General features: G+C 64.1%; 21 protein-coding genes and 3 tRNA genes. 5 read left to right on the top strand and 19 right to left on the bottom strand.

Annotated elements, in window-relative coordinates:
- Nucleotide 1: 1 nt before the first annotated feature.
- The gene (locus AC58NV_RS18030; protein WP_497228344.1) at nucleotides 2–289 is read right to left on the bottom strand and encodes a hypothetical protein; all 288 of its coding nucleotides are present in this window, start codon (nucleotides 287–289) and stop codon (nucleotides 2–4) included.
- A gap of 35 nt (nucleotides 290–324) precedes the next feature.
- Complete coding sequence (gene hisA / locus AC58NV_RS18025) at nucleotides 325–1,047, bottom strand: 1-(5-phosphoribosyl)-5-[(5-phosphoribosylamino)methylideneamino]imidazole-4-carboxamide isomerase (protein ID WP_039189700.1); 723 nt, start codon at nucleotides 1,045–1,047, stop codon at nucleotides 325–327.
- A 134-nt stretch (nucleotides 1,048–1,181) separates the two neighbouring features.
- Between hisA and AC58NV_RS18020 the strand changes: the two genes are divergently transcribed.
- Entirely contained in the window at nucleotides 1,182–1,568 is a 387-nt protein-coding gene (locus AC58NV_RS18020) for a DUF2147 domain-containing protein (protein ID WP_497228343.1), read from the top strand.
- Nucleotides 1,569–1,584: 16 nt separating this feature from the next.
- On the opposite strand, the gene AC58NV_RS18015 is transcribed toward AC58NV_RS18020, so the two are convergent.
- Nucleotides 1,585–1,836 (bottom strand): WGR domain-containing protein, encoded by a 252-nt coding sequence (locus tag AC58NV_RS18015; protein ID WP_497228342.1) that lies wholly within the window; start codon nucleotides 1,834–1,836, stop codon nucleotides 1,585–1,587.
- 110 nt (nucleotides 1,837–1,946) lie between these two features.
- The gene (locus tag AC58NV_RS18010) at nucleotides 1,947–2,483 is read right to left on the bottom strand and encodes a peroxiredoxin-like family protein (RefSeq protein ID WP_497228341.1); all 537 of its coding nucleotides are present in this window, start codon (nucleotides 2,481–2,483) and stop codon (nucleotides 1,947–1,949) included.
- Between the two features lie 113 nt (nucleotides 2,484–2,596).
- On the opposite strand from AC58NV_RS18010, the gene AC58NV_RS18005 reads away from it, so the two are divergent.
- The gene (locus AC58NV_RS18005) at nucleotides 2,597–3,328 is read left to right on the top strand and encodes a helix-turn-helix transcriptional regulator (RefSeq protein WP_497228406.1); all 732 of its coding nucleotides are present in this window, start codon (nucleotides 2,597–2,599) and stop codon (nucleotides 3,326–3,328) included.
- 68 nt (nucleotides 3,329–3,396) lie between these two features.
- Here AC58NV_RS18005 and hisH read toward each other — a convergent pair whose 3' ends face one another.
- Nucleotides 3,397–4,035 (bottom strand): imidazole glycerol phosphate synthase subunit HisH, encoded by a 639-nt coding sequence (gene hisH / locus AC58NV_RS18000; protein WP_497228340.1) that lies wholly within the window; start codon nucleotides 4,033–4,035, stop codon nucleotides 3,397–3,399.
- A gap of 1 nt (nucleotide 4,036) precedes the next feature.
- Complete coding sequence (gene hisB, locus AC58NV_RS17995) at nucleotides 4,037–4,624, bottom strand: imidazoleglycerol-phosphate dehydratase HisB (RefSeq protein ID WP_027236985.1); 588 nt, start codon at nucleotides 4,622–4,624, stop codon at nucleotides 4,037–4,039.
- Between the two features lie 192 nt (nucleotides 4,625–4,816).
- On the opposite strand from hisB, the gene AC58NV_RS17990 reads away from it, so the two are divergent.
- Entirely contained in the window at nucleotides 4,817–5,056 is a 240-nt protein-coding gene (locus tag AC58NV_RS17990; RefSeq protein WP_019294629.1) for an Lrp/AsnC family transcriptional regulator, read from the top strand.
- Between the two features lie 374 nt (nucleotides 5,057–5,430).
- Here the strand turns inward: AC58NV_RS17990 and AC58NV_RS17985 are convergent, their stop codons facing one another.
- From AC58NV_RS17985 to AC58NV_RS17940, 10 genes are all read right to left on the bottom strand, one after another.
- On the bottom strand, nucleotides 5,431–6,783 hold the full coding sequence (locus AC58NV_RS17985) for an aminotransferase (protein WP_497228339.1): 1,353 nt from the start codon (nucleotides 6,781–6,783) through the stop codon (nucleotides 5,431–5,433).
- A gap of 153 nt (nucleotides 6,784–6,936) precedes the next feature.
- Nucleotides 6,937–7,011 (bottom strand) — tRNA-Gly (locus AC58NV_RS17980).
- Nucleotides 7,012–7,155: 144 nt separating this feature from the next.
- A tRNA-Gly gene (locus AC58NV_RS17975) sits at nucleotides 7,156–7,230 on the bottom strand.
- Nucleotides 7,231–7,320: 90 nt separating this feature from the next.
- On the bottom strand, nucleotides 7,321–7,734 hold the full coding sequence (locus AC58NV_RS17970; RefSeq protein WP_497228338.1) for a very short patch repair endonuclease: 414 nt from the start codon (nucleotides 7,732–7,734) through the stop codon (nucleotides 7,321–7,323).
- The gene (locus AC58NV_RS17965; protein ID WP_497228337.1) at nucleotides 7,719–8,621 is read right to left on the bottom strand and encodes a NaeI family type II restriction endonuclease; all 903 of its coding nucleotides are present in this window, start codon (nucleotides 8,619–8,621) and stop codon (nucleotides 7,719–7,721) included. The genes AC58NV_RS17970 and AC58NV_RS17965 overlap by 16 nt, the downstream gene beginning before the upstream one ends.
- Before the next feature lie 144 nt (nucleotides 8,622–8,765).
- Nucleotides 8,766–9,725, bottom strand: coding sequence for a DNA cytosine methyltransferase (locus tag AC58NV_RS17960; protein ID WP_497228336.1), 960 nt, complete (start codon nucleotides 9,723–9,725; stop codon nucleotides 8,766–8,768).
- A gap of 144 nt (nucleotides 9,726–9,869) precedes the next feature.
- A tRNA-Gly gene (locus AC58NV_RS17955) sits at nucleotides 9,870–9,944 on the bottom strand.
- 544 nt (nucleotides 9,945–10,488) lie between these two features.
- Complete coding sequence (locus AC58NV_RS17950; protein WP_497228335.1) at nucleotides 10,489–13,932, bottom strand: pyruvate carboxylase; 3,444 nt, start codon at nucleotides 13,930–13,932, stop codon at nucleotides 10,489–10,491.
- A gap of 322 nt (nucleotides 13,933–14,254) precedes the next feature.
- Nucleotides 14,255–15,400, bottom strand: a complete 1,146-nt coding sequence (locus AC58NV_RS17945; protein ID WP_497228334.1) for an alpha-hydroxy acid oxidase — start codon at nucleotides 15,398–15,400, stop codon at nucleotides 14,255–14,257.
- A 63-nt stretch (nucleotides 15,401–15,463) separates the two neighbouring features.
- Entirely contained in the window at nucleotides 15,464–17,257 is a 1,794-nt protein-coding gene (locus AC58NV_RS17940; protein ID WP_497228333.1) for a sensor domain-containing diguanylate cyclase, read from the bottom strand.
- A 221-nt stretch (nucleotides 17,258–17,478) separates the two neighbouring features.
- Here AC58NV_RS17940 and AC58NV_RS17935 point away from each other — a divergent pair, with 221 nt between their 5' ends.
- Complete coding sequence (locus AC58NV_RS17935; protein ID WP_497228332.1) at nucleotides 17,479–19,836, top strand: ATP-dependent helicase; 2,358 nt, start codon at nucleotides 17,479–17,481, stop codon at nucleotides 19,834–19,836.
- A gap of 139 nt (nucleotides 19,837–19,975) precedes the next feature.
- Here the strand turns inward: AC58NV_RS17935 and AC58NV_RS17930 are convergent, their stop codons facing one another.
- The 3 genes from AC58NV_RS17930 to AC58NV_RS17920 form a co-directional block, all read right to left on the bottom strand.
- Nucleotides 19,976–20,839: an EamA family transporter gene (locus AC58NV_RS17930; protein ID WP_497228331.1), complete on the bottom strand. Its 864-nt coding sequence runs from the start codon at nucleotides 20,837–20,839 to the stop codon at nucleotides 19,976–19,978.
- Nucleotides 20,840–21,628, bottom strand: a complete 789-nt coding sequence (locus AC58NV_RS17925) for a phosphodiesterase (protein ID WP_497228330.1) — start codon at nucleotides 21,626–21,628, stop codon at nucleotides 20,840–20,842. It abuts the gene before it with no gap.
- A gap of 356 nt (nucleotides 21,629–21,984) precedes the next feature.
- Nucleotides 21,985–22,194, bottom strand: coding sequence for a DUF1127 domain-containing protein (locus AC58NV_RS17920; RefSeq protein WP_497228329.1), 210 nt, complete (start codon nucleotides 22,192–22,194; stop codon nucleotides 21,985–21,987).
- A 342-nt stretch (nucleotides 22,195–22,536) separates the two neighbouring features.
- Here AC58NV_RS17920 and AC58NV_RS17915 point away from each other — a divergent pair, with 342 nt between their 5' ends.
- Nucleotides 22,537–23,601, top strand: a complete 1,065-nt coding sequence (locus AC58NV_RS17915; RefSeq protein WP_366661506.1) for an Mrp/NBP35 family ATP-binding protein — start codon at nucleotides 22,537–22,539, stop codon at nucleotides 23,599–23,601.
- Nucleotides 23,602–23,930 lie beyond the last annotated feature (329 nt).

Here is a 23,930-nt window from a genome sequence, read left to right as displayed (position 1 = left end):
CTCAGTCCCGGGACGCCAGATAGCGCGACAGGGCTATGGCCAGCCCCCACAGAAGCCCGGCCCCAAGCGAAACCGGGCCGAAGATCAGCGGCCCCCAGGCGGCAAAGACTCCAAGGGTATAGGCGGTCTCTCCCAGGTCCTGGCCCAGCACCACGCAGGGGTTGGCAAACCCCTCGTGGATTTCGCAGCCGAAGCCGAACCCCAGCAGCATCACAATACCAATGCACAGCAGCCAAAGGACGATCGGTCCAATGGTCAGGACGGCAAGGATGCGGCGGACAGGGCGCATGCGGTTTCCTCTCGCCGGGGCTCGCCGGGCTGGCGTCAGGCTTTCAGAACCGCCAGGGCCTCTTTCAGGTCAATGGCGCCATCATACAGCGCCCGTCCCGAAATCGCACCGTTCAGCGGCGCGCCGCAGGATTTCAGGGCCCTGAGATCGTCCAGCGAGGAGACGCCGCCGGAGGCAATCACCGGGATGCTGACTGCGTTGGCCAGATCGGCAGTCGCCTCGACGTTCGGGCCCTTCATCGCGCCGTCGCGCAGGATGTCGGTATAGATGATCGCGGCAACGCCTGCGTCCTCGAATGACTTGGCGAGGTCGGTGACCATCACGTCGGTCTCCTCGGCCCAGCCCTTGGTTGCGACCTTGCCGTTGCGGGCGTCGATGCCGACCGCGACCTTGCCGGGGAACTCCCGTGCCGCTTCGCGCACCAAGTCCGGGTTCTCCACCGCCACGGTGCCCAGGATCACCCGCGCCAGGCCCTTATCAATCCAGCGCTCGATGGTCGCCATGTCGCGGATGCCGCCGCCCAGCTGCGCAGGCACCTTGGTCTGCTTCAGGATCTCCTCGACCGGTGCGGCGTTCACGGGCTCGCCGGCGAAGGCGCCATTCAGGTCCACCAGATGCAGCCACTCACAGCCCGCCTCGACAAACTCCAGCGCCTGCGCGGCGGGGTTGTCGTTGAACACGGTGGTCTTGTCCATCTCGCCATGCAGCAGGCGCACGGCCTGGCCGTCTTTGAGGTCAATCGCGGGGTAGAGGATCATCCGGGCGGTCCTTCGTGAAATCAAGCTGGCGGTGTTTTGCACAAGCGTGGTCTGAAATGCAACGCGACCCGAAGTCAACCTTGCCTCGAAGCGCGCATCAGGGACAGGCTGCCCGAAAACAGGGAGGAAATGGAATGAAACATCCTTTTGCTGGCGTGGCGCTGGCTCTGGGTTTGGCAGGGGCCGCGGCGGCGGACCCGGTGCTGGGTGTCTGGAAAACCCAGCCCGACGATGGCTCCTACGCCCATATCCAGATGGCCAAATGCGGTGCTGCGGTTTGCGGCAAGATCGCCCGCACCTTCAACAGCGGCGGCGAATACCAGTCCCCGAACCTCGGCAAGACGCTGGTGATCGACATGGTGCCGAACGGTGACGGCTCGTACGAGGGCAAGGTCTGGCGGCCGTCGAATGACAAGATCTACATCGGCAAGATGGAAGTAGCGGGCAACAGCCTGGCCTTGCGCGGCTGCGTGGCAGGCGGGCTGATCTGCTCGAAACAAACCTGGTCCCGCGTCCAGTAAGCCCCAGGGGCTGTTTTCACAGTAGCCCCAGCTGCACCGGGATCGGCGCATAGCCGCGCTTCAGCTGCCGGTCCCGGAACCCTTCAAAGATCGCCAGCGCCTCGGCATGGGCGGCAAAATAGGTCCGCTTCTGCGCGCCGCCCGGTGCATTCAGCGGGCCTGAGACACGCTCAACACACCAGTCGCCGAATAGCGTCGGCGTCAGGCTCAGCTGGCAATAGCGGTGCTTGCCTTCGGCGTGGTCGTATTTCTCGAAACGGATGTGCAAGGGAGGGGCTGCCGCAGTGACAAAAGGTCCGCCCCGTATGCCTCGAAGCGGATCTCTTGTCTATTGCTCAAACCGGCGAAGTGCACCGGCCCCAGCGGCAGCTGTGACGGTTACACATCACCGGTGTATTCGCCGCGCGCCGGGTAGTTGTTGGGGATGGCGAAATCCAGCGCCGCCACCAGTTCCGCGAAATGCGGGCGCACAAACGGCATGGTCTGCACAGACCCGTAATACAGCGTCTGTTCCGGCGTCACCATGAACAGGCCGGGCTCGGAGAACAGCGCGGGCTCCTCGATCCCGATCGAGGTCTTGCCGCGGGAGGTGGAGATATAAAGTCCCCATTCCTTGGCAACAGCCAGCGGCAGGTCGTAGCCGAACCGCAGCTCTTTGGCCTCGATCTTGTCGGCCATCGCACGGGTGCGGTCCTCGCCGTCAGAGCTGATGGCAATGCAATTGACGCCGCGCTCGGCAAAGGCCGCAACCTTCTTCTCGAACTCCTTCAGATAGGTGGCGCAGATCGGGCAGTGCAGGCCCCGGTAAAAGCAGATGACAGTGCCGCGCTCGGCATTTTCCGCGGACAGTTCAAACTGGCCGTGGTCCAGCGTCGGCAGGGTCAGGTCCGGGGTCTTCTGGCGGGGGATCAGCATGGGCAGGGTCCTTGTGAATGGTGTGAGTGGTGTGAGTGGTGGTGCTTGCCTAACTGTATCGCGCAGTTTATTGTCACATAAATCCGAAAAACTTGATGGAAACACCGGAAATCATGGACCGCCTGACCACACTGATGGACCGATTCCAGCTCGCCGTGCAGGCGGCTGCACCGGGGGGGGCCAATCTGATCGCACTTGCGGATGCGGCTGGGGAGCCGGTGCGGATCCTATATCGCACCCGTGGCACGCCGCCGGATGTGTCCGCCTTGGACGTCATGTGGGCGGCGCGGGTGGAATGGTCGGGCCAAAGCAACCCCTTCCTGGCCGCCTTGCCGCCGGTGGTGGACTATGACGTTTCCGGCAACGCCGAGGCGCAGGGGCTGGTGCGGCTGATGCGGGACGAGGCGGAGGGCCGGCACTGCGGTGCGCAGTCGGTGATCAACCGGCTGGGCGAGGTGCTGATGGTGCGCCTGTTGCGCAATCAGATCAAAAAGGGCGCGACTGAGCCCGGGCTGCTGGCGGGTCTTGCCGATCCGCGCCTCAGCCGGGCCATCGTGGCGATGCATGATCATCCCGGCAGGCTCTGGACCAATGCCGATCTGGCGCAGGAGGCGGGGCTGTCGCTGTCGCGCTTTGCGGAGCTGTTTGCCGCCGAAGTCGGGGAAACCCCGATCGGCTACCTGCGCCGCTGGCGGCTGATCCTGGCGCACCAGGACCTTGCGCGCGGCGACCGGGTGGAGGCGGTGGCGCGCCGCTATGCCTACACCAGCCCCGAAGGCTTCACCCGCGCCTTCCGCAAGGCCTATGGCGTCGCGCCGGTTTCCCTGAGAACCGCTGCGGCCTAGAAACCCTCCAGGCTTCTTCTTTGTCAAATACTCAAAGCCGAAGGCAACGGCGCGCCAGCGCCGTCCCTTTACGGTTTCCAGGTCAGGAAGTTGCCGATCATCCGCAGCCCGGTGGCCTGGCTTTTCTCCGGGTGGAACTGCATGCCCACCATCGTGTCCCGGCCGATGACGGCAGTCACGTCGCCGGCATAATCCACATGCGCCAGCCGCTCCGCCGGGTTCGCCACGCGGAAATGGTAGGAGTGCACATAATACACGTGATCGCCGCTTTGGATGCCGTCAAACACCGGGTGCGCATGATCGATCACCAGATCGTTCCAGCCCATGTGCGGCACCTTCAGCGCCGGATCCGCTGGCGTTATTTTCACCACGTCGCCGCCGACCCAGCTGAGGCCCGGCGTTTCTTCATACTCATGCCCGGTGGTCGCCATCAGCTGCATGCCGACGCAGATGCCCAGGAACGGCCGGCCTTTCTGCTCCACCGCCTCGACCATGGCGTCATAGATGCCCTTATGGCCGCGCAGCTCTGCCGCGCAGGCGGGAAAGGCACCGTCGCCCGGCAGCACCAGCCGGTCGGCCCGGGCCACAACATCAGCGTCAGAGGTCACCACAACCTCACCCGCATCCATCTCCCGCGCCATGCGCTGAAAGGCCTTCTCGGCGGAGTGCAGGTTGCCGGATTCGTAATCGATAATTGCGGTCAGCATCTCAGAGCGCACCCTTTGTAGAGGGAATCGCATCCGCCTTGCGCGGGTCGGTCTCCACCGCCAGCCGCAAAGCGCGGGCCACCGCCTTGAATGCCGCCTCGGCGATGTGGTGGCTGTTGAACCCGTGCAGCTGGTCAATATGCAGGGTAATGCCGCCATGGGTGCTGAGCGCCTGGAAGAACTCCCGCACCAGCTCGGTGTCAAATGCACCGATCTTCTGGGTCGGCAGCTCAACATTCCAGATCAGGAAGGGGCGCGCCGACAGGTCCAGCGCGCAGCGCACCTGCGCGTCATCCATCGGCAGGTGGCACTCGCCATAGCGGCGGATGCCCTTCTTGTCCCCCAGCGCCTGCACCAGCGCCTGACCCAGCGCGATGCCGGTGTCCTCCACCGTGTGGTGATCGTCGATGTGGTAGTCGCCCTTGGCGCGGATGGTCATGTCGATCAGCGAATGGCGCGCCAGCTGGTCCAGCATGTGGTCGAAAAAGCCAACCCCGGTCTGGTTGTCGTAAACCCCGGTGCCGTCGAGGTTGATCTCGACGGAGATATCGGTTTCCGCGGTCTTGCGGGTCACTTTGGCGGTACGCATCAGCGGCTTATCCTTCGTCATGCTGCAAGAACTTTAATTCTGCCTGGGCGCTTATAGTGCGGGCAGGGGGCATGGCTCAAGTGCGGCATTGTGCATGGGGGCCAACCTGTTGCAGCAATCCCGGTCTCTTGCGCCCGGATGCGGCGCATGCGAGCTTGGGCGCAAATCCGTGACCATTCAAAAGGGCCGCCCATGTCCACCTGCGTCTTTGTCCAGATCCGCTGCAAACCCGGCACCACCTACAAGGTCGCCGAGGAAATTGCCCTGCGGGAAATCCATTCCGAGCTTTACTCCACCAGCGGCAACTTCGACCTGCTGATGAAGCTCTACATCCCCTCAGGCGAGGATGTCGGCAAATACATCAACGACCAGCTGCTGCAGATCGACGGGATCGAGCGCTCGCTGACCACAATGACCTACAAGGTTTTCTGAAGCACCCAGCGAAAGCCCCCCGCAGCTGCCCGGGCTGCGAGGGGCATTGAGGGTCCCCGGTCCCCAACGGAACTCGTGACCGGAACAGGCGCCCGGTCTGCGTGTCAGCAGGCTGAGATTCGGCGCTAAGCGCTCAACGGGTCACGAAGCGGACCCTGGCGGCGGTATGTCTGGCAGGAAGACCGGCAATGCCGGTATGGCGCGTCATCATAAAAATCTCGGTCTGAAACAAACTGCGCGCAGTATAACGGATTTCTTCGGGAAAATCGACCCGCTTGCCGGGGCGCGAAACCCTGTTTCGCCCTAGTTGCTTACAAGAAAACGCCCCGGACAGGCCGGGGCGTTTGCTGAAATTTCCAAGGTGAAAAGCAGGCTCAGCCTGCGATCATCCCCTGCGCCTTCAGCTCCTCATAGGCGTGATCGACCGCGGTCTTCATCCGCGCCAGCATGTCGTTGACCTCATCCTTGGTAATGATGATCGGCGGGCACAGCGCCAGCGCATTGCCAGCCACCGCCCGCAGGATCAGCCCGTTGTCCTGGCAGGCCTTCTGCGCGGCGGCACCTGCGGCCCCCTTGTCAAAGCTTGCACCGGTGGTCTTGTTCGACACCAGCTCCAGCGCCGCGATCAATCCCTTGCCGCGGACCTCGCCCACCAGTGGATGATCGGTGAAGATCTCCCGCAGCTGCGCCTGCATGTAGGCACCCACTTCGGCGGCGTGCTCAAACAGGTTGTCGCGCTCGTAGATCTCCAGCGTCTTCAGTGCCGCGGCACAGGCCGCCGGGTGGCCGGAGTAGGTATAGCCGTGGCCGAAGACACCGACCTCATTGGTTTGGTCGATCATCGCTTCATACATGTAGCCCGGGATCGCCGAGGCCGAGATCGGGAAATAGGCCGAGCTCAGCTGCTTGGCGAATGTCATCAGGTCAGGCTTTATGCCCATGGTGGTGCAGCCGAAATCGGCGCCGGTGCGCCCGAAGCCGCAGATCACCTCATCGGCCCAGACCAGGATGCCATGCTTGCGCAGCAGCACCTGCAATTTCTCGTAATACCCTTCCGGCGGCACGATCACGCCGGACGCGCCGGTGATCGGTTCGACAATCATCGCGGCGATGGTGTCGGGGTCTTCGGCCAGTATCTGCTCTTCCAGGTTATTGATGATCCGGTCGACGAACTGCTCCTCTGTCTCATTGCCCTGACGGCCGGTGTAATAATGCGGCGCGTCCGAGCGCAGGATGTGCAGCGCGTCCAGCGGCGCGTCGAAATGCGCCAGGTTCGCGGGCAGAGAGGTCAGCGAGCCCGCCGCAACAGTCACCCCGTGATAGCCGCGCTCGCGGGTGATGATCTTGCGCTTCTCCGGCTTGCCGATGGCGTTGAAGTAATAGCGCAGCATCTTGTAGTGGGTGTCGTTGGCGTCGGACCCGGAGTTGCCAAAGAAGATATAGGCATCCTCCACCGGCACCATCGCCTTCAGCTTCTCCGCCAGCTCCATGATCGGCTTGTGGGTCTTGCCGCCGAAGGTGTGGGTGAACGGCAGCTTGTGCAGCTGCTCGGTGATTGCATCCATCACCTCGGTGTTGCTGTAGCCCAGCGAGGTGCACCACAGGCCCGCCAGCCCCTCGATGTATTTGTTGCCGTCGGTGTCATAGACATAGATGCCTTCGCCGCGGTCCAGGCACAGCTGCTCTGTCGCGGTGAAATTGGTGGTGGGATAGATGACTGGGGCCATGGCCAAACTCCTGCGATGATCTGCCCGTGAGCATTGTTTGGCAGTAGCATTGGCCTGTTTTTCAGCCTGCGTCAAAGGAATTTGATCAAATTTCCCGAGGGTGTCCAAAAAAGCGAAAGGCCGCCCCGGAGGGCGGCCCTTTCGGCTTTCGAATGGAGCGGGCGATGAGATTCGAACTCACGACCCTTACCTTGGCAAGGTAATGCTCTACCCCTGAGCTACGCCCGCGCTGCCATCCGGTGACGCGGTGAATAGGAAATCCGCGCGCAACCCGCAAGCGGAAAATGACAGGAAGGTGAAGAAAGTCCGGCCGGCGCGGCGGTCTGGAAAAGCGAAAGGCCGCCCCGGAGGACGGCCCTTTCGGCTTTCGAATGGAGCGGGCGATGAGATTCGAACTCACGACCCTTACCTTGGCAAGGTAATGCTCTACCCCTGAGCTACGCCCGCGCTGCCATCCGGTGAGGCGGTGTTTAGGGTTTTCCCAAACGGGCCGCAAGAGGAAATTTTCAGAACCGCGCAAGTATCTGTGGATAAGCGTTATTCTCCGGTTCCGAGGAACTCCGCGAGGCGGCTTTCCAAGGCGCCAAGGTCCTTGGTCTCGCATTCCCAGACGGTCAGCACCTGCCAGCCCGCCGCCTGCAGGGCGGCCAGCTGTTCCGCGTCGCGCTCGGTATTGCGCTGCAGCTTAGGCTCCCAGTAGTCGCGGCGGCTGGCTGGAATGCGCCCGTCGCGGCAGTCATGCAGATGCCAGAAACAGCCATGCACAAAAATCACCTTGCGGCGGGGACCAAAGACGAGGTCGGGCTTGCCGGGCAGGTCCTTGCGGTGCAGCCGGTAGCGGTAGCCCATGCCATGCACCATCCGCCGCACCAGCATTTCCGGCTTGGTGTTCTTGGCGCGGATCTTCGCCATATTGGCGCTGCGCCGTTCCGGAGTCAGCTTGTCGGCCATTCCACCTTGTGCCTGGATTGTTCCACCATGCGGGCATGGTAGCTGGTTTCAATCCGGCAGGAAATGAAGGCGCTGGCCGGGCAGGGCGGCAGCCCCAGCGCCTTGATCAGCTGGGCATCCTTCTGGCCTTCCAGCAGCACGATCCGCTCGCGGGCCAGCATGTCCCGGGTGCCGTGGCCGCCATCGGCGCGGATGCGGCGCATGAAATCCTTCTGCTGCGCCACCGCCTCCACCACGTCGCGGGGCACCGGGCGGCCCTGGATCAGCCGGAACAATTGCGCCATCCGTTCATTACCGGTCTCGCCTGCGAAAATCCGTTCCACCGCCGCTTCATCCGCGGTGCGCCAGAAATTGGCGGGGTAGGGCTGGTCCTTCAGCAGCCACAGGATATGGCGGAACCCCTCGGCGGAAATGCTGCGCTTGGCATCCTTGTTCTGGCCGTGCGTCAGGTACTTGGGCCGGGCGATGATCAGCCCCAGATAGCAGCGCGCCCGCACTTCATCCGCGGCGACCAGCAGGCAGGCACAGTCAATCGCCTCGGTCGGGATCATCCAGTTGCCGCCCATGGTGTGCTTGATGTCGACATCCTGGCCCAGGATCTCGGTATCCAGCCGCCCCTTGCGCAGTTTCAGAAGCGCCCGCAGCTCGATCTCGACCCGGGTGCCGATATAAGTCTTCTCGGTCTTCTCCAGCTCTTCATAAGCGCGCCGCCCGGTCTTGGGTGTCATGATCACATCGTCGATGCATTGGCGCAGCATCTGCGGCACATCGTATTCCAGCGCCAGCGCGCCGCCGGCACGGGTGGTGATCTCTTCCGCCAGCGGAAAGAGGACGCCGAAATCCGGATGGCCAGGCAGGACAAGACTGTCGGGGAGTTTTTGTTTCATAGTGAGAGAAATTTCGAGAAATCCCGCCCGGCCGACAGGACGGGCAGCGCCCAACCGCCCCCACGGGCGGGCGCTACGCTTCCACCCGCGGTTGCGCGCTGCCCTCCGTGTGTCAGGGGAGGGCGTTTTGAAAGGGAGTAGGCTTTACGCCCGCACAGCATGCAGCTTCGGCTTGGCAATCGCCGCCTTCAGCTCCCGCGCCACCGCCTCGGCCACCGGTGGCGGGAAGGCGTTGCCGACCTGACGGTAGGCATTGGTCTTGGCGCCGGTGAAATGCCAGGCATCCGGGAAGCCCTGGATGCGTGCCACCATCCGCACCGTGAGGCGCGGCATGTCGTTGTGGAAGGGATCCGGCGCCTCATTGGCGATGGTGCGCCCCTCAACCCCCAGGGCCGCCCAGGCGCGCCGCGCGCGGGTCGGGCCCAGGTCGGGGCCCCCGTGTTTCTTGGAACCGCCGACGATGGTCGGCGCAATCTCATCCGCCTTCGCGGCCCAGTCGTCCGCCCCTCGCCAGCCGCGCTCCTTCATCAGATCGATGAGGGTTGCGCCCACGGTCGGCGGGTTGTGCGGCAGCGGCTCGGGCCAGTTGAACTGTCCGGCGAACTCCTTGCGCAGGGCAACGATCGCCACCCGCGGCCGCAGCTGCGGCACCCCGAAATCCGACGCATTCAGCAGCCGCCAGTCTGTCTCATACCCCAGCTTCGACAGCTGCTTCTTCAGCTTCTCCCGGTAGTCGTGGAACACCGCATCCAGAAAGCCGCGCACGTTCTCGATCATCACTGCGCGGGGGCGGGTGGCATCGACAATCTCGATCGCATCGTCGAACAGGTTGCGCTCGTCCTTCTCGCCCAACTGCTTGCCGGCCACCGAAAACGGCGGGCAGGGCAGCCCGCCGGCCAGCAGGTCGATGCCCTTATAGTCGCCCGCGACCTCCTTGAACTTGCGCACGTCCTCTTCCAGAACGTTCCACGCGGGGCGATTGTGGCGCAGCGTGGCACAGCAGTGCTTATCGATCTCAACCAGCGCGGTGTGATCAAAGCCTGCCTTCTCCAGCCCGAGAGCCTGGCCGCCCGCACCTGCGCATAGTTCTACCGATGTCAGCATTCTGCTCTGCCCGCCCGTATCAGTTCTTGCTCTGTTCCTATGCGGTAAAGCGATTCCGCACAAGGATTTCTGCACCCGGCCAGACTATGCGGATTCCTGGAAAAGCGAAAGGCCGCCCCGAAGGGCGGCCTGTCCGTTTCCCGATGGAGCGGGCGATGAGATTCGAACTCACGACCCTTACCTTGGCAAGGTAATGCTCTACCCCTGAGCTACGCCCGCGCTGCCATCCGGTGAGCGGTGAAATAGGGTCTCCGCCCGCCGCCTGCAAGTGGAAAATCGGCAGCAGAAGAAAAAAATCCGCACCGGCGGCGACGGAAGTGCAGGGGGCACGCGTTTGACTGTCTAGCAAGAGGATATTTCTGGGGAGATTGAGCGTATGCCTTGCAAGGACTACCTGCGGATCGCCAGTCTGTGTGCAGCGATTGGCCTGGGGCTTTGGGTGCACAGCGGCGCGCGCATCAGCGCACCGCAAGCGGACAGCTGGGCAGGGCAAATCGAAGGGATCAAGCCGGCTCCAGTGGAAACTGTGACCCTGCCGGCTGCCGCTGCATTTAACGCCTGACGTAAAGACAAGCCGTTTCCCGGCGCGGGAAACGGCCATAAATCCTGCGAGGATTTTCCGGTGCCATTTGTACAGGGCGGCGAAGTTTTCGCCGTCGGAATACTGGCCGGAATTCGCGCCGAATTCCGCTCCGCCGCACAACGAAAAAGGGCGCCCGCCTGCCGGCAGGGCGCCCCTTCTCCTTGAAATCAACGGTACTGCTTATTCCAGCTCAACCAGCAGGTCCTTGGCGTCGATCTGGCCGCCGGCCTGAACGTGCACGGCCTTCACCACCGCGTCGCGCTCGGCGTGGATGCCGGTTTCCATCTTCATCGCTTCGATGGTCAGCAGCATGTCGCCTTCATGCACCTGCTGGCCAACCTGCACCGCGACCGAGGCGACAACACCCGGCATCGGTGCGCCGACGTGGTTGGGGTTGCCGGCTTCGGCCTTCGGGTTGGCTTGGGTCGACGCCTTCACCAGACGGTTCGGCACCCGGATCACCCGCGGCTGGCCGTTCAGCTCGAAGAAGACCTTCACTTCGCCCTTCTCGTCGGTCTCGGAAATCGCCTGCAGGCGGATCTCCAGGGTCTTGCCCGGATCGATCTCGGCGGTGATCTCCTCGCCCGGCTCCATGCCATAGAAGAAGGTCTTGGTCGGCAGGGTGCGCACCGGGCCGTACTGGCGGTGGCGGCCCATGTAATCCAGGAACACCTTCGGATACATCAGGTAGCCGTTCAGATCCTCGTTATCGACGCTGAAGCCTTCCAGCTGCTGGGATAGATCGGCGCGGACCGCTTCCAGGTCAACCGGCGCCAGATGCGCGCCGGGGCGCTCGGTGTTCGGCACTTCGCCCTTCAGCACTTTGCTGACGATCCCTTCCGGGAAGCCGCCCGGAGGCTGGCCCAGGTTGCCGCGCATCATGTCGACAACCGAGTCGGGGAAGGCGACGTCGGTCTCCGGGTTTTCAACCTCATCGCGGGTCAGGCCCTGGGACACCATCATCAGCGCCATGTCGCCAACCACCTTGGAGGAGGGGGTCACCTTCACAATGTCGCCGAACATCTGGTTGACGTCGGCATAGGTCTGCGCCACGTCGGCCCATTTCTCTTCCAGACCCAGCGAGCGCGCCTGCGCCTTCAGATTGGTGAACTGGCCGCCCGGCATCTCGTGCAGGTAAACTTCCGAGGCCGGCGCCGCGAGGCCCGATTCAAAGGCTGCATACTGGCCGCGCACCTGCTCCCAGTAGCCGGAGATTTCACGCACCTTGGCAATGTCGATTCCGGTGTCGCGGTCGGTGTTGCGCAGGCCTTCGACGATGGAGCCGAGGCAAGGCTGCGAGGTGCCGCCCGAGAAGGCGTCCATCGCCGCATCGACCGCATCGACGCCGGCATCCGCGGCCGCCAGGATGGTGGCACCTGCAATGCCCGAGGTGTCATGGGTGTGGAAATGGACCGGCAGGCCGACTTCTTCCTTCAGCGCCTTGACCAGCTGGCGGGCAGCGGCAGGCTTCAGCAGGCCCGCCATGTCTTTCAGGCCCAGGATATGGGCGCCTGCGGCCTCCATCTCCTTGGCCATGCCGACATAGTACTTCAGGTCGTACTTAGAGCGGTCCGGATCCAGAATGTCGCCGGTATAGCAGATGGTGCCTTCGCAGACCTTGCCGCTTTCGACCACCGCGTCCATGGCAACGCGCATGTTCTCGACCCAGTTCAGCGAGTCGAAGACGCGGAACACGTCGACGCCGGTGTTTGCCGCCTGGCGCACGAACTCCTGCACCACGTTGTCCGGATAGTTGGTGTAGCCGACGCCGTTGGAGGCGCGCAGCAGCATCTGGGTCATCAGGTTCGGCATCCGCTCGCGCAGGTCGCGCAGACGCTGCCAGGGGCATTCCTGCAGGAAGCGGTAGGCCACGTCAAAGGTCGCACCGCCCCAGCACTCGACCGAGAACAGCTGGCTGAGGTTCTGCGCATAGGCCGGCGCCACCTTGATCATGTCGATCGAGCGCATGCGTGTGGCCAGCAGCGACTGATGGCCGTCGCGCATGGTGGTGTCGGTCAGCAAGAGCTGGCGCTGCGACTTCATCCAGTCGGCGACAGCCTGGGCGCCTTTCTGCTCCAGCAGGTTGCGGGTGCCATAGGGCAGGTTGCCGGGCTCCGCCTTGGGCGCGCGCGGCTCTTTCAGGTCGGCGGCGGGGGCCGCGCGGCCTTCGGTCTCCGGGTGGCCGTTGACGGTGATGTCCGCGATATAGGTCAGCACCTTGGTGCCGCGGTCGCGGCGCTTCTTGAACTGGAACAGGTCCGGGGTCTCGTCGATGAATTTGGTGGTGTATTCATTCGACAGGAAGGTCGGGTGCTTCAGCAGGTTTTCGACGAACGCGATGTTGGTCGACACACCGCGCACCCGGAACTCGCGCAGCGCGCGGTCCATGCGGGCAATCGCCTTCTCCGGGGTCGGCGCCCAGGCGGTCACTTTGGTCAGCAGCGAGTCATAATAGCGGGTGATCACGCCGCCCGCATATGCGGTGCCGCCGTCCAGGCGGATGCCCATGCCGGTGGCAGACCGGTAGGCGGTGATGCGGCCGTAGTCCGGGATGAAGTTGTTCAGCGGATCCTCGGTGGTGACCCGGGTCTGCAGCGCGTGGCCGTTCAGGCGGATGTCGTCCTGGCTGGCCTTGCCGGTGGCTTCGGCAATGGTTTTGCCCTCGGCGATCAGGATCTGCGCCTGCACGATGTCGATGCCGGTGACCTCCTCGGTCACGGTATGCTCCACCTGCACCCGCGGGTTCACCTCGATGAAGTAGAACTTGCCGTCGTTCATATCCATCAGGAATTCGACGGTGCCCGCGCATTCATAGTTCACATGCTGGCAGATTTTGCGGCCCAGGTCGCACAGCTCAGCGCGCTGCTCTTCGGTCAGATACGGGGCAGGGGCGCGCTCCACCACTTTCTGGTTGCGGCGCTGGACCGAGCAGTCACGTTCATAGAGGTGATAGATCTCGCCGTGCTTGTCGCCCAGGATCTGCACCTCGACGTGGCGGGCGCGGGTGATCATCTTCTCCAGATAGCCCTCGCCGTTGCCGAATGCGGCTTCCGCCTCGCGGCGGCCTTCCAGCACCTTTTCTTCCAGTTCCTTGTCGGCGTGGATCGGACGCATGCCGCGGCCGCCGCCGCCCCAGGAGGCCTTCAGCATCAAGGGGTAGCCGATCTCGGCCGCTTCCTTGCGGATCGCGTCCATGTCGTCGCCCAGCACTTCGGTCGCCGGAATGACCGGTACGCCGGCCGCGATCGCCACTTTCCGGGCCGAGGCCTTGTCGCCAAGGGCGCGCATGGTTTCGGCCTTGGGGCCGATGAAGGTGATGCCGTTTCGGGCGCAGGCGTCCACGAATTCCGGGTTCTCGGACAGCAGGCCGTAACCGGGGTGGATCGCATCGGCGCCGCTTTCCTTGGCGACGCGGATGATCTCGTCGATCGACAGATAGGCCGCCACCGGGCCCATGCCCTCGCCGATGCGGTAGGCTTCATCCGCCTTGAACCGGTGCAGGCCGAGCTTGTCCTCCTCGGCATAGACGGCGACGGTGCGTTTGCCCATTTCGTTGGCTGCGCGCATCACGCGGATCGCGATCTCGCCACGGTTGGCAATCAGGATTTTTTTGAAGTCGGTCATGTCACCCTCGGGGTCCGTGCAAGTTGGTGCAGTGTTAGGCGGATATTATCGAACCGCACAACAGTAGTTCTGGGTATTTCCGGCATGATTGCGCTCTCAAGCGGCTTGTCCTTTCCTTTCTGGCCTCGCTTTCGGGGGTTCCTGACTTTGCAACTTACCGCATTGCTTGGCGCTAACATTTGCAGATTCTGCAGAAATTCTGCACATGCAGCATGGTTTTGTAACTTTTTTTGTTGCAGCGCAGCGCAAAGTGACGCTGCGTGTGCGTCATTTTGGCGCAATTCGTGCGAATTCGCGCAAAAAGCGCCGGCCGAGTGCGCAATCAGCCCAGATGACGGGTTTGCAGACCGCGCGCTTCGGCCAGGCTGGGCAGGCCCAGCTGGCCCATGTTGGCCTCCAGATCCTTGGCGAGGATGCTGATCAGATGCGCCGGTCCGGCCGCGCCCAGGGCGGCCAGCGCATAGTGGAAGGCGCGCCCCAGCATGATGAAATCCGCCCCCAGCGCCAGCGCCCGCAGAATGTCCAGCCCGCCCTCGATGCCGCTGTCGAATATCACCGGCACGGTCACGGCGTCGCGCACCTCCGGCAGCAGGCTGATTGCGGGCGGGCAGCCGTCGAACTGGCGGCCGCCGTGGTTGGACAGCCAGATCGCATCGGCGCCGGCCTCCTGCAGGCGGCGGGCATCCTCCGCCCGCTGCACGCCCTTGATGATGAACGGCCCGTCCCAGTTGCGCCGCAGCCAGTCGACATAGGCCCAGTCCGGCGAGGTCCGCAGCAGGTAACCGATATGCGCGGTGGGCGGCAGGTTGGCCTGGTCGCCGCTGATGTATTTATCCAACGTCCGCATATGCGGCATCCCGGCCCGGGCCATCCCCAAGGCCCAGGCGGGCCGCAGCGCGATCTGCGCCAGTAGCCGCGGGGTCAGCCGCGGCGGCTGGGTCAGGCCGGAACGCGTCTGCCGCTCCCGGCGCGAAGCCACCGGCACATCCACTGTCAGCACAAGTGTTCGGAACCCGGCGTCCTTCGCCCGCGCCAGCAGATCGGCGCGGATGCCCTCATCCTTTGGCGGATACAGCTGGAACCAGGCGTCTGAGCCGAGATGCGGTGCCAGATCCTCCGGCATCTGGCTGGCGACGGTGGACAGGCAATAGGGGATGCCCGCGGCGGCGGCGCTGCGGGCCAGAATGCCTTCGGCGTCGGGCCAGATCAGCCCCGACATGCCAACCGGCGCCACCCCGAACGGGCGGGCGTGCCGTACTCCCAGCAGCTCAACGGAAAGATCCGTCTCCAGCGGCCCGTGCAGCACCGAGGGCAGCATCCCGATCCGGTCCAGCCCCGCGCGGTTCTGCGCCTTGGCGGCCTCAGCGCCGGTGCCGCTGTCCAGGTACTCCCAGACAAACCTGGGCAGCCGCCGCTGCGCCCGCTGTTTCAGGTCGTCATGGCCCGGGTATTTCTGATGCAGATCCATGCGGGCATTGGTACGCGGACACAGGATTTGTGCAAGGAAAAGAAGGGGCAGCGCGCCGCAGCCCTAGGCTGCCGCGCCCCTGTCCTTCTCCCCTCCGGTGCCAATCTCCGGCACGGCAGACGGATTGCGCGGTGCGGGCACGGCGCCTTCAGCCACGCAGACCTGGTTGCGGCCCTTGGCCTTGGCCTCATACAGGGCCTCGTCCGAGGCGCGCAGCAGATCCTGCGGCATGGCGCCATGGGCCGGGTAATGGGCGACCCCCAGCGAGATAGAGATCCTGGGCAGTGCTTTTTCACCATAGCGCACCACCACATCCTCGATCGCCTGGCGCAGCAGTTCCGCCTTGGTGACCGCATCCTCCGGGCGCACGCCCGGCAGCAGCAGCGCAAACTCCTCACCGCCGGGGCGGCAGGCCACCTCGTCGCCGTCGCAGGCCTGCTCCATCGCGGCGCCGACTGCCCGCAGCACCATGTCGCCGGCATCATGGCCGTGATTGTCGTTGAATTTCTTGAAGTGGTCGACGTCGATCGACACCACGCTCAGCGGCCGGCCGCTGTTCTGGCTGGCGGCCACGAACTTGCGCAGGGACTCGGTCATGTGGCGGCGGTTGAACAGGCCGGTCAGCGGGTCGCGCACCGACTGGTCATGCAGCTGGTCGCGCATTTTCACATTGGCAATCGCCATGCTGATCTGTTCCGCGCACATTTGCGCCAGCTGCTTGCAACCGGCGAAATCGCCGGCCCGGCTCGGCCGCGCCCGCAGGTGCATCAGACCGACGGTCTCGCCATGCGCCAGGATCGGAAAGCAGAAATAGGGCCGCCCGTCATGCGGCTCCGCATGGGCGCAGGTGAACTCCACCTCCGACGCGCCGAACTCATAGGTCCGCCCGCGGCGCAGGCCCCAGCACTCGCCGGGCTGGATATGATCCTTGTGGCTGCCGCCGTTCCAGCTGGAGCAGCCGTCCAGCACGTCGCGGGAATTGGAGAACACATAGATGCTGCCCTCGGAATCCGGCAGCAGATGGCTCATGAACTGCGACACCATGTCGAACAGCTCATCCAGCGAGCGGCAGGACTGCAGCCATTCGTTCAGCTCGCCCAGGAGCTTCACCTCCCGCGCCAGCTGCAGCTGGTTGGCCATGATCTCCTGATCCTTGGCCGAACGCTCCTCAACCTGGCGCAGGCTGCGGCGGTTGGTCTTGAAAACAACCACCGACACAATGGTCATCGCCGCAACCGTCACCGCAAAGATGAAGGCAAGGGAGAAGCGGACACGGGTGATAAAGGTGTTCCGGACATCGGTGATGTCCGAGTAGAACTCGATCGCCCCGATGAAAATGCCGTCATGCATGACGGGGGAGTAGACTTCGGCCACCTCGCGGTTCGGGATGGAGCCGTCCGCATTGACCGCGGTCTGCAGCCCGTCCACCTCGGTCGCGGGCTTCTCTTCATGTTTGTAGTAGACCAGGCCCCGCGAAACGGCGGTCAGGAAATACGGCTTGGTGTTGCGCTCACCGATTTCCCCGGCGCGGGTCGACCAGAAGATGGTGCCATCCGCTTCAAACAGCTTCAGCCGGAAAACATCCGAGGTTGCCGGCACCAGTCTCAGATACTCCTTGTCGTGCTCATCCAGATCGCCCAGCACGAAGGCATCCTTGCTGTTTGACAGATGCAGCAGGACAGCCCGACGCCAGGTGTCGGCCTGTTTGCGCAGATCCGCCTCCAGCATCCGGTCAACAACCGGGGCCGGCACGGTATAGACCGCCCAGGCCGACAGCGCCGCCGCCGCCAGCAGCAGCGGCAGCATCGAAATGGTTTTGAGCTTGGAGCCTAGTTTCCAGGCTGGCCGCTGTGTCATGATAGTCCTCAGGCGTTAGGCGTTAGGCGTTAGGCGTTTGCGCTAGAATTGCGCAACAGCCTTTACAGACCATGAAGACACCCCGCCTTTGCGTGTGCCGAATAGGCAAAATACAAGCAAAAGCGGGTCTTGACGCCGGGCGCGGATACTACGCCCGGACAAGTGAACAGACTGTGAACGTCCTCTTTCCGCCGGACCTGAATCAGGCTAGGATCGCGGCCATGAGCAGTTTTGACGAAATGGACGCCTTTGAGGGCGCATCGCTGTCGTCCCGCGCCATGGCAGCGCGGCCGATGCCCTATCTGGATACGCTGAACCCCGCCCAGCGCGAGGCGGTGGAATGCCTCGACGGTCCGGTCCTGATGCTGGCCGGCGCCGGCACCGGCAAGACCAAGGCGCTGACCACCCGCATCGTGCACCTCCTCAGCACCGGCAGGGCGCGCCCGAACGAGATCCTGTCGGTCACCTTCACCAACAAGGCCGCGCGCGAGATGAAGGAACGGGTGGCGGGTATGCTCGGCCAGGCGGTCGAGGGGATGCCCTGGCTCGGCACCTTCCACTCGATCTGCGTCAAGCTCTTGCGCCGCCACGCTGAACTGGCGGGGCTGAAGTCGAATTTCACCATCCTTGATACGGATGACCAGATCCGCTTGCTGAAACAGCTGATCCAGGCCGCGGGTATCGATGACAAGCGCTGGCCCGCGCGGATGCTGGCGAACATCATCGACGACTGGAAAAACCGCGCCCTGACACCCGAAAAGGTGCCCGCAGGCGACGCCAGCGCCTACAACAACCGCGGTACCGAGTTCTACGCTCAGTACCAGACCCGTCTGCGCGAGCTGAACGCGGTCGATTTCGGCGACCTGCTCCTGCACATGGTCACGATCTTCCAGAGCCACCCGGACGTGCTGGAGCAGTACCAGCGCTGGTTCCGCTACATCATGGTGGACGAATACCAGGATACCAACGTTGCCCAGTACCTCTGGCTGCGGCTGCTGGCCGGTGCGCACAAGAACGTCTGCTGCGTCGGCGACGACGACCAGTCGATCTATGGCTGGCGCGGCGCCGAGGTCGGCAACATCCTGCGGTTCGAGAAGGATTTTCCCGGCGCCATGGTGGTCCGGCTGGAGCAGAACTACCGCTCCACCGGCCATATCCTCGCCGCCGCTGCAGGTGTGATCCGCGGCAATGCCGGCCGTTTGGGCAAGGAGCTGTGGACCGATGCCGGCGAGGGCGAGAAGGTCCGGCTGATCGGCCACTGGGACGGCGAGGAAGAGGCCCGCTGGATCGGCGAGGAAATCGAGGCGATGCAGCGCGGCACCCGCGGCCAGTCGCCTGTCGGCCTCAACAGCATGGCCATCCTGGTCCGTGCCTCCCACCAGATGCGCGCGTTCGAGGATCGCTTCCTGACCATCGGCCTGCCGTACCGGGTGATCGGCGGCCCGCGCTTTTATGAGCGGATGGAGATCCGCGACGCGATGGCCTATTTCCGCGTCGTGGTCTCGCCTGACGACGACCTGGCGTTCGAGCGCATCGTCAACACCCCCAAGCGGGGCCTTGGCGACAAGGCGCAGCAGACCATTCAAAGCATCGCCCGCGAACACGGTGTCTCTCTGGTCGAGGGTGCCCGTCTGGCGGTCGAAAGCGGCCAGATCAAGGGCAAGGGCGGCGGCGCCCTGCGCCAGCTGGTCGAGGGCATCGCCCGCTGGGGCCGCATGGCCGGCGACGCGGACATCACCCATATGGAGCTGGCCGAGATCATCCTGGACGAGTCGGGCTATACGGCCATGTGGCAGAACGACAAAAACCCGGATTCGCCCGGCCGGCTGGAAAACCTCAAGGAACTGGTGAAAGCGCTGGAGAGCTTCGAGAACCTGCAGGGGTTCCTGGAGCACGTCAGTCTGGTCATGGACAATGACAAGCAGGACGCGGACGAGAAGGTCTCGATCATGACCCTGCACGCTGCCAAGGGCCTGGAGTTCCCCGCCGTTTTCCTGCCGGGGTGGGAGGACGGGCTGTTCCCCTCGCAGCGCTCGATGGACGAAAGCGGCCTCAAGGGCCTCGAGGAGGAACGCCGCCTGGCCTATGTCGGCATCACAAGAGCGGAGCAGATCTGCACCATTTCCTTTGCCGGCAACCGCCGTGTCTTCGGTCAGTGGCAGTCGCAGCTGCCCTCGCGCTTCATTGACGAGCTGCCCGAGGAGCATGTCGAGGTGCTGACCCCGCCGGGCCTCTACGGCGGCGGCTACGGCGCGGCGGCACCGGGGGCAGGGCAAGTGCGCTCCACCATTGACGAGCGGGTGGCGCAGGCCGACGGCTACAACTCCCCCGGCTGGAAACGGATGCAGGCGCGTGCCGGCCAGTACGGCATGTCGCAGCCGAAAGAGAGCAAGAACACGGTGATCGATCTCACCGCCACCTCCAGCTTCACCCTGGGCGAACGGGTGTTCCACCAGAAGTTCGGCTATGGCGCCATCACCGGCATCGAGGGCGACAAGCTCGAAGTGGACTTTGAGAAGGCAGGTCCCAAGAAAGTGGTGGCCAAGTTCGTGACTGCCACCGACGACGTTCCGTTCTGAATAACGTTTTTACACCGGCAAGGCCGGCGGATCGATCGCTCTGCGATCCGATGCAGGCGCGCGCGGCGGGCAGCTTGCTGCCCGCCCGCCTGGCCGCCCCTTCTTCTGAAATTCGTATGAAGCGGGGAGGGCGGCAGCCCTACCGCAGCGCAATCATCGCAATGCCTGCGGCAATCAGCACCGCCCATCCCAGGCGGCTGAGGCCGCGCGGCTCCCTCAGCACCAGCGCCGCCAGGATCACCGAGACCGGGATCGACACCTGCCGCACCGCGCTCACCGCTGCCGCCTCGGCGCCCAGCTGGAACACCCGCAGGATCAGCAGGTAGGACAGGTAGGACGTGAGCCCCGCAAGCAGGATGCGCCAGGGGCTCTGCGCCCAGCCCCGCACCACGCCCAGCAGGGGCGCCGATTGCCCCCGGTCCTCCCAGGCGCGCAGGGCTCCCATTGCCAGGGTCACCAGGATATAGGTCCAGAACAGGAACGGCGCGCTGGCCGCCCCCTGCATCGCCGCCGCATCGGAGATCGAATAGGCCGCCGACCCCAGCATCGCCATGACAGCCATGGCAAAGGCGCGCGGATCGTCCAGCAGCCGCCCCTTGCCCTTCTGGATCATCAGCCCGGCCCAGATGATCAGCCCCATCCCCAAAAGCGCCGCGCCGGTATAGCTGCGGTCCAGCACCAGCCAGCTGAAGGCGGCAATCGCCAAGGGCGAGGAGCGCACGATCGGGTAATAGGCCGACAGGTTTCCCCGCCGCAGCGCCGACAGCGTGCCGTAATAGTAAACCGTCAGCCCCAGCGCCGAGGCCAGCACCAGCGGCCAGATCCCTTGGGGCAGGGCAGGGCTATGCCCCGCCAGCGCCATATGCACAGCGGCAAACACCACCCAGGACAGGCACACCCCGGTGTAGCAGGATACCGGATGCGCCACGCCCTTCAGCGCCAGGTCCCGCAGCGGGTGAGTGACCGCCGACAGCAGCACCAGCAGGATCCACAGCGGTTCCACTTAGGAGGCAGCCCCCTGGCCGGGCCGGTCCAGATAGGCATCGAAATGCACCGTCAACTGGTCCTCCGAAACCTGCACCACCGCGTATGCCACCGGCTCAACGCTGTATTCCGTGCCGGCGCGTTCCGGCACCAGCGGGATCTGGTGGTTGGTGCCGGGCAATGAGGTGAAGCTGTAACCGCGCCAGTTCACATAAGTCATCCGGTGCACATGGCCGTAGAAGATGTGGCGGATGTTCCGGCCTTTCTGCAAGGCGCGGTGAAACGCCTCCGGGTCGCGCAGCTTGATGTCGTCGACATCGGGCAGGCCGATGTCAAACGGCGGATGGTGCAGGAACAGGAACACCGGCGCCTCATCCGCCGCCTCCAGTTCGGCCTCGAGCCAGGCCAGCCGGTCCGCGCACAGCTCCCCGTCATGCACGCCCGGCCCGCCGGTGAGGGTGTCGAGGAACAGGAATTTCGCGCCGCCAGCCGCATGGCCGTGCTGCACGAACCCCTGCGAATCCCGCGGGTGATCCGCAAACACGCTCAGGAATGTCTCCCGCACGTCATGATTGCCCAGCATCAGGAAGGCCGGCAGCGGGAACGCCGCCAGCTGCTCCTGCAGCCAGCCATAGGCATCCGCACCGCCCTCATCCGCCAGATCGCCGGAGATCACGCAGAATTCGGCATCCCGGTGCCACCGCGCAATATCGTCCAGCACCCGCGTCAGATTCGCCGCCGGGTCGCCGCCGTTCAGCGGCACCCCTGGCGCCATCAGGTGGATATCTGTGATGTGGATGAATTTCATGGCGCTATCCTGCAATGCCTCCTGCCTGCAAAGCCTCCTGCTCGTTCGGCACGTGTAACAGAGCGCGGCGAGATGTGACAACTAGACAACTGAGGGCCAATAATAGACAGCTGGATGTCAATAACGGAGTTGTGAAGGCGCGGCACATTTCGAACGCGCAAACAAGAAACGGCGGCGCCCAGGGAGGAGGAGGGGCACCGCCGTTCTGTCATACACCGGGCATCAGGGAGGAGGAGATCCCGGTGATCCAAACCCGGCTTTCGGCCGGTATAGGGTGCGGCGGCATCAGGGAGGAGGAGGATGCCACCGCCAAAGACAGGTCCTTCAAGGGAGGAGGAGAAAGGACCTGATCTCTATCAGTTGTTCTCGTAGGCCGCCTGATAGGCGACGCGCTTGATTTCGGACCGGTTCAGGCCCAGGTCTGCCAGGTCGCGGTTGGTCAGGGCAGACAGCTCGTTGACGGTCCGGCGGTACAGGCGGTAGCGGGTGAACTTGACCAGCATGGCATCCAGGAAGCCAACCGGGGATGCAATGCTCACCGCGGAGATCTGTTGTGCTGCTGCCATCGTTCTGTTCCTTCGTCTATCGTCTCGTCGTGTGCCGCTGTGGCGTTTCTTGAATGACAATTTAAGGATATGCCGCAGATGCACAATCCCGTGCCTCGTCAATGCTGCTATGCGGCATGTGCATGGGTGACGCCAGGTAGGCCTTTGTAATTGGACAAGATTTTCAGCGGTTCGTTATGCGGCTGTATAATTTCCGGGCACGCCGCTGCGCTCAATGCATGGCGTGTGGGTTTGCGGATTGACACATCCCTCTCCAAGTGGCTGCGGCAAACGTGCAGGCCGGGTTCCCTGCGCGCCGGGGCACACATATATATGGGCCGGATTTGACGCAGGAGAGCAGCTATGGGTGTCACACAGGAACAGATTCGCGCGGTGCTGGAGCGGCTGGCGCTGCCGGACGGCGGCACCCTTGTGTCGCGCGACATGCTGCGGGCCTTGCGCATCGAAGGCAGCAAGGTGAGCTTCGTGATCGAGGCGCCGAGCCCCGAGATTGCCAAACTGATGGAGCCTTTGCGCAAAGCGGCGGAGGCAGCGGTGCTGTCGCTGGAAGGGGTGGAAACCGTCTCCGCCGCGCTGACCGCCCATGCGCCGCAGCAGCCCGCCCCCAGCCTCAAGGTCGGCGGCCACCCGAAGCCGCAGGCCGAGCCGCTGAAACCCGCAGGCGTCAAGCGCATCCTGGCGATTGCCTCCGGCAAGGGCGGGGTGGGCAAATCCACCGTCGCCTCCAATCTCGCGGTGGCGCTGGCCAAACAGGGCCGCAAGGTGGGCCTGCTGGATGCCGATATCTACGGCCCCTCCCAGCCCCGCATGATGGGTGCCAAGGGGCGGCCTGCCAGCCCTGACGGCAAGATCATCGAGCCGCTGCACGCCCATGGCGTCACTCTGATGTCGATCGGCTTCATGCTGGAGGAGGGCAAGGCGGTGGTCTGGCGCGGCCCGATGCTGATGGGGGCGCTGCAGCAGATGCTGGGCCAGGTGAACTGGGGCGAGCTGGACGTGCTGATCGTCGACCTGCCGCCCGGCACCGGCGACGTGCAACTGACACTCTGCACCAAGGCGGAGCTGTCCGGTGCTATCGTCGTCTCCACCCCGCAGGATGTGGCGCTGCTGGACGCCCGCAAAGCAATGGACATGTTCAAGACGCTGAAGACCCCGGTGCTGGGATTGATTGAGAACATGTCCTTCTTCACCTGCCCGGACTGCGGCGGCGAGCATCACATCTTCGGCCACGGCGGCGTCGCGGCAGAGGCCGAGACGCTGGGGCTGCCGCTTTTGGGCGCGCTGCCGATTGATCTGGAAACCCGCCTGGCCGGCGACGGCGGCACGCCCATCGCGGCGGGGGAGGGTCCGATGGCCCGAGCCTACGCCCGCATCGCCGAAGGTCTGATCGGCGGCGGCATGGCCTGAGGTGCTCATCCGCCCCTATATATAGAGAGAGCACTGAAAGGCCTGCCATTCCGGCGGGCCTTTTGAGTCAGCACGGCCAGCCGCGCTGCAATTCGGGCGCGGATGGGATTGCCGCTGCAAATGGGACTGCATGGCACCTGCCGCACCGCGTGGGATCTTATGGGGCGGCCGGGAAACCATGGGACAGCCGGGAAATCACGGGATCGGCGGGATTTCATGGGCGGCATGGGAAATCATGGTCCGTTTTCCGCCCAATCCCTCTTGCAGACGCGAATCACCCGGTGTTGAAACGCTGTTGCGGGGCATTTCCGGCGCTTCCGCGGGCTGGT

This window comes from Leisingera sp. ANG49 (assembly GCF_059694505.1).
The sequence above is the reverse complement of the archived record's forward strand: the minus strand, read 5'-3'. Positions and strand labels throughout refer to the sequence as shown.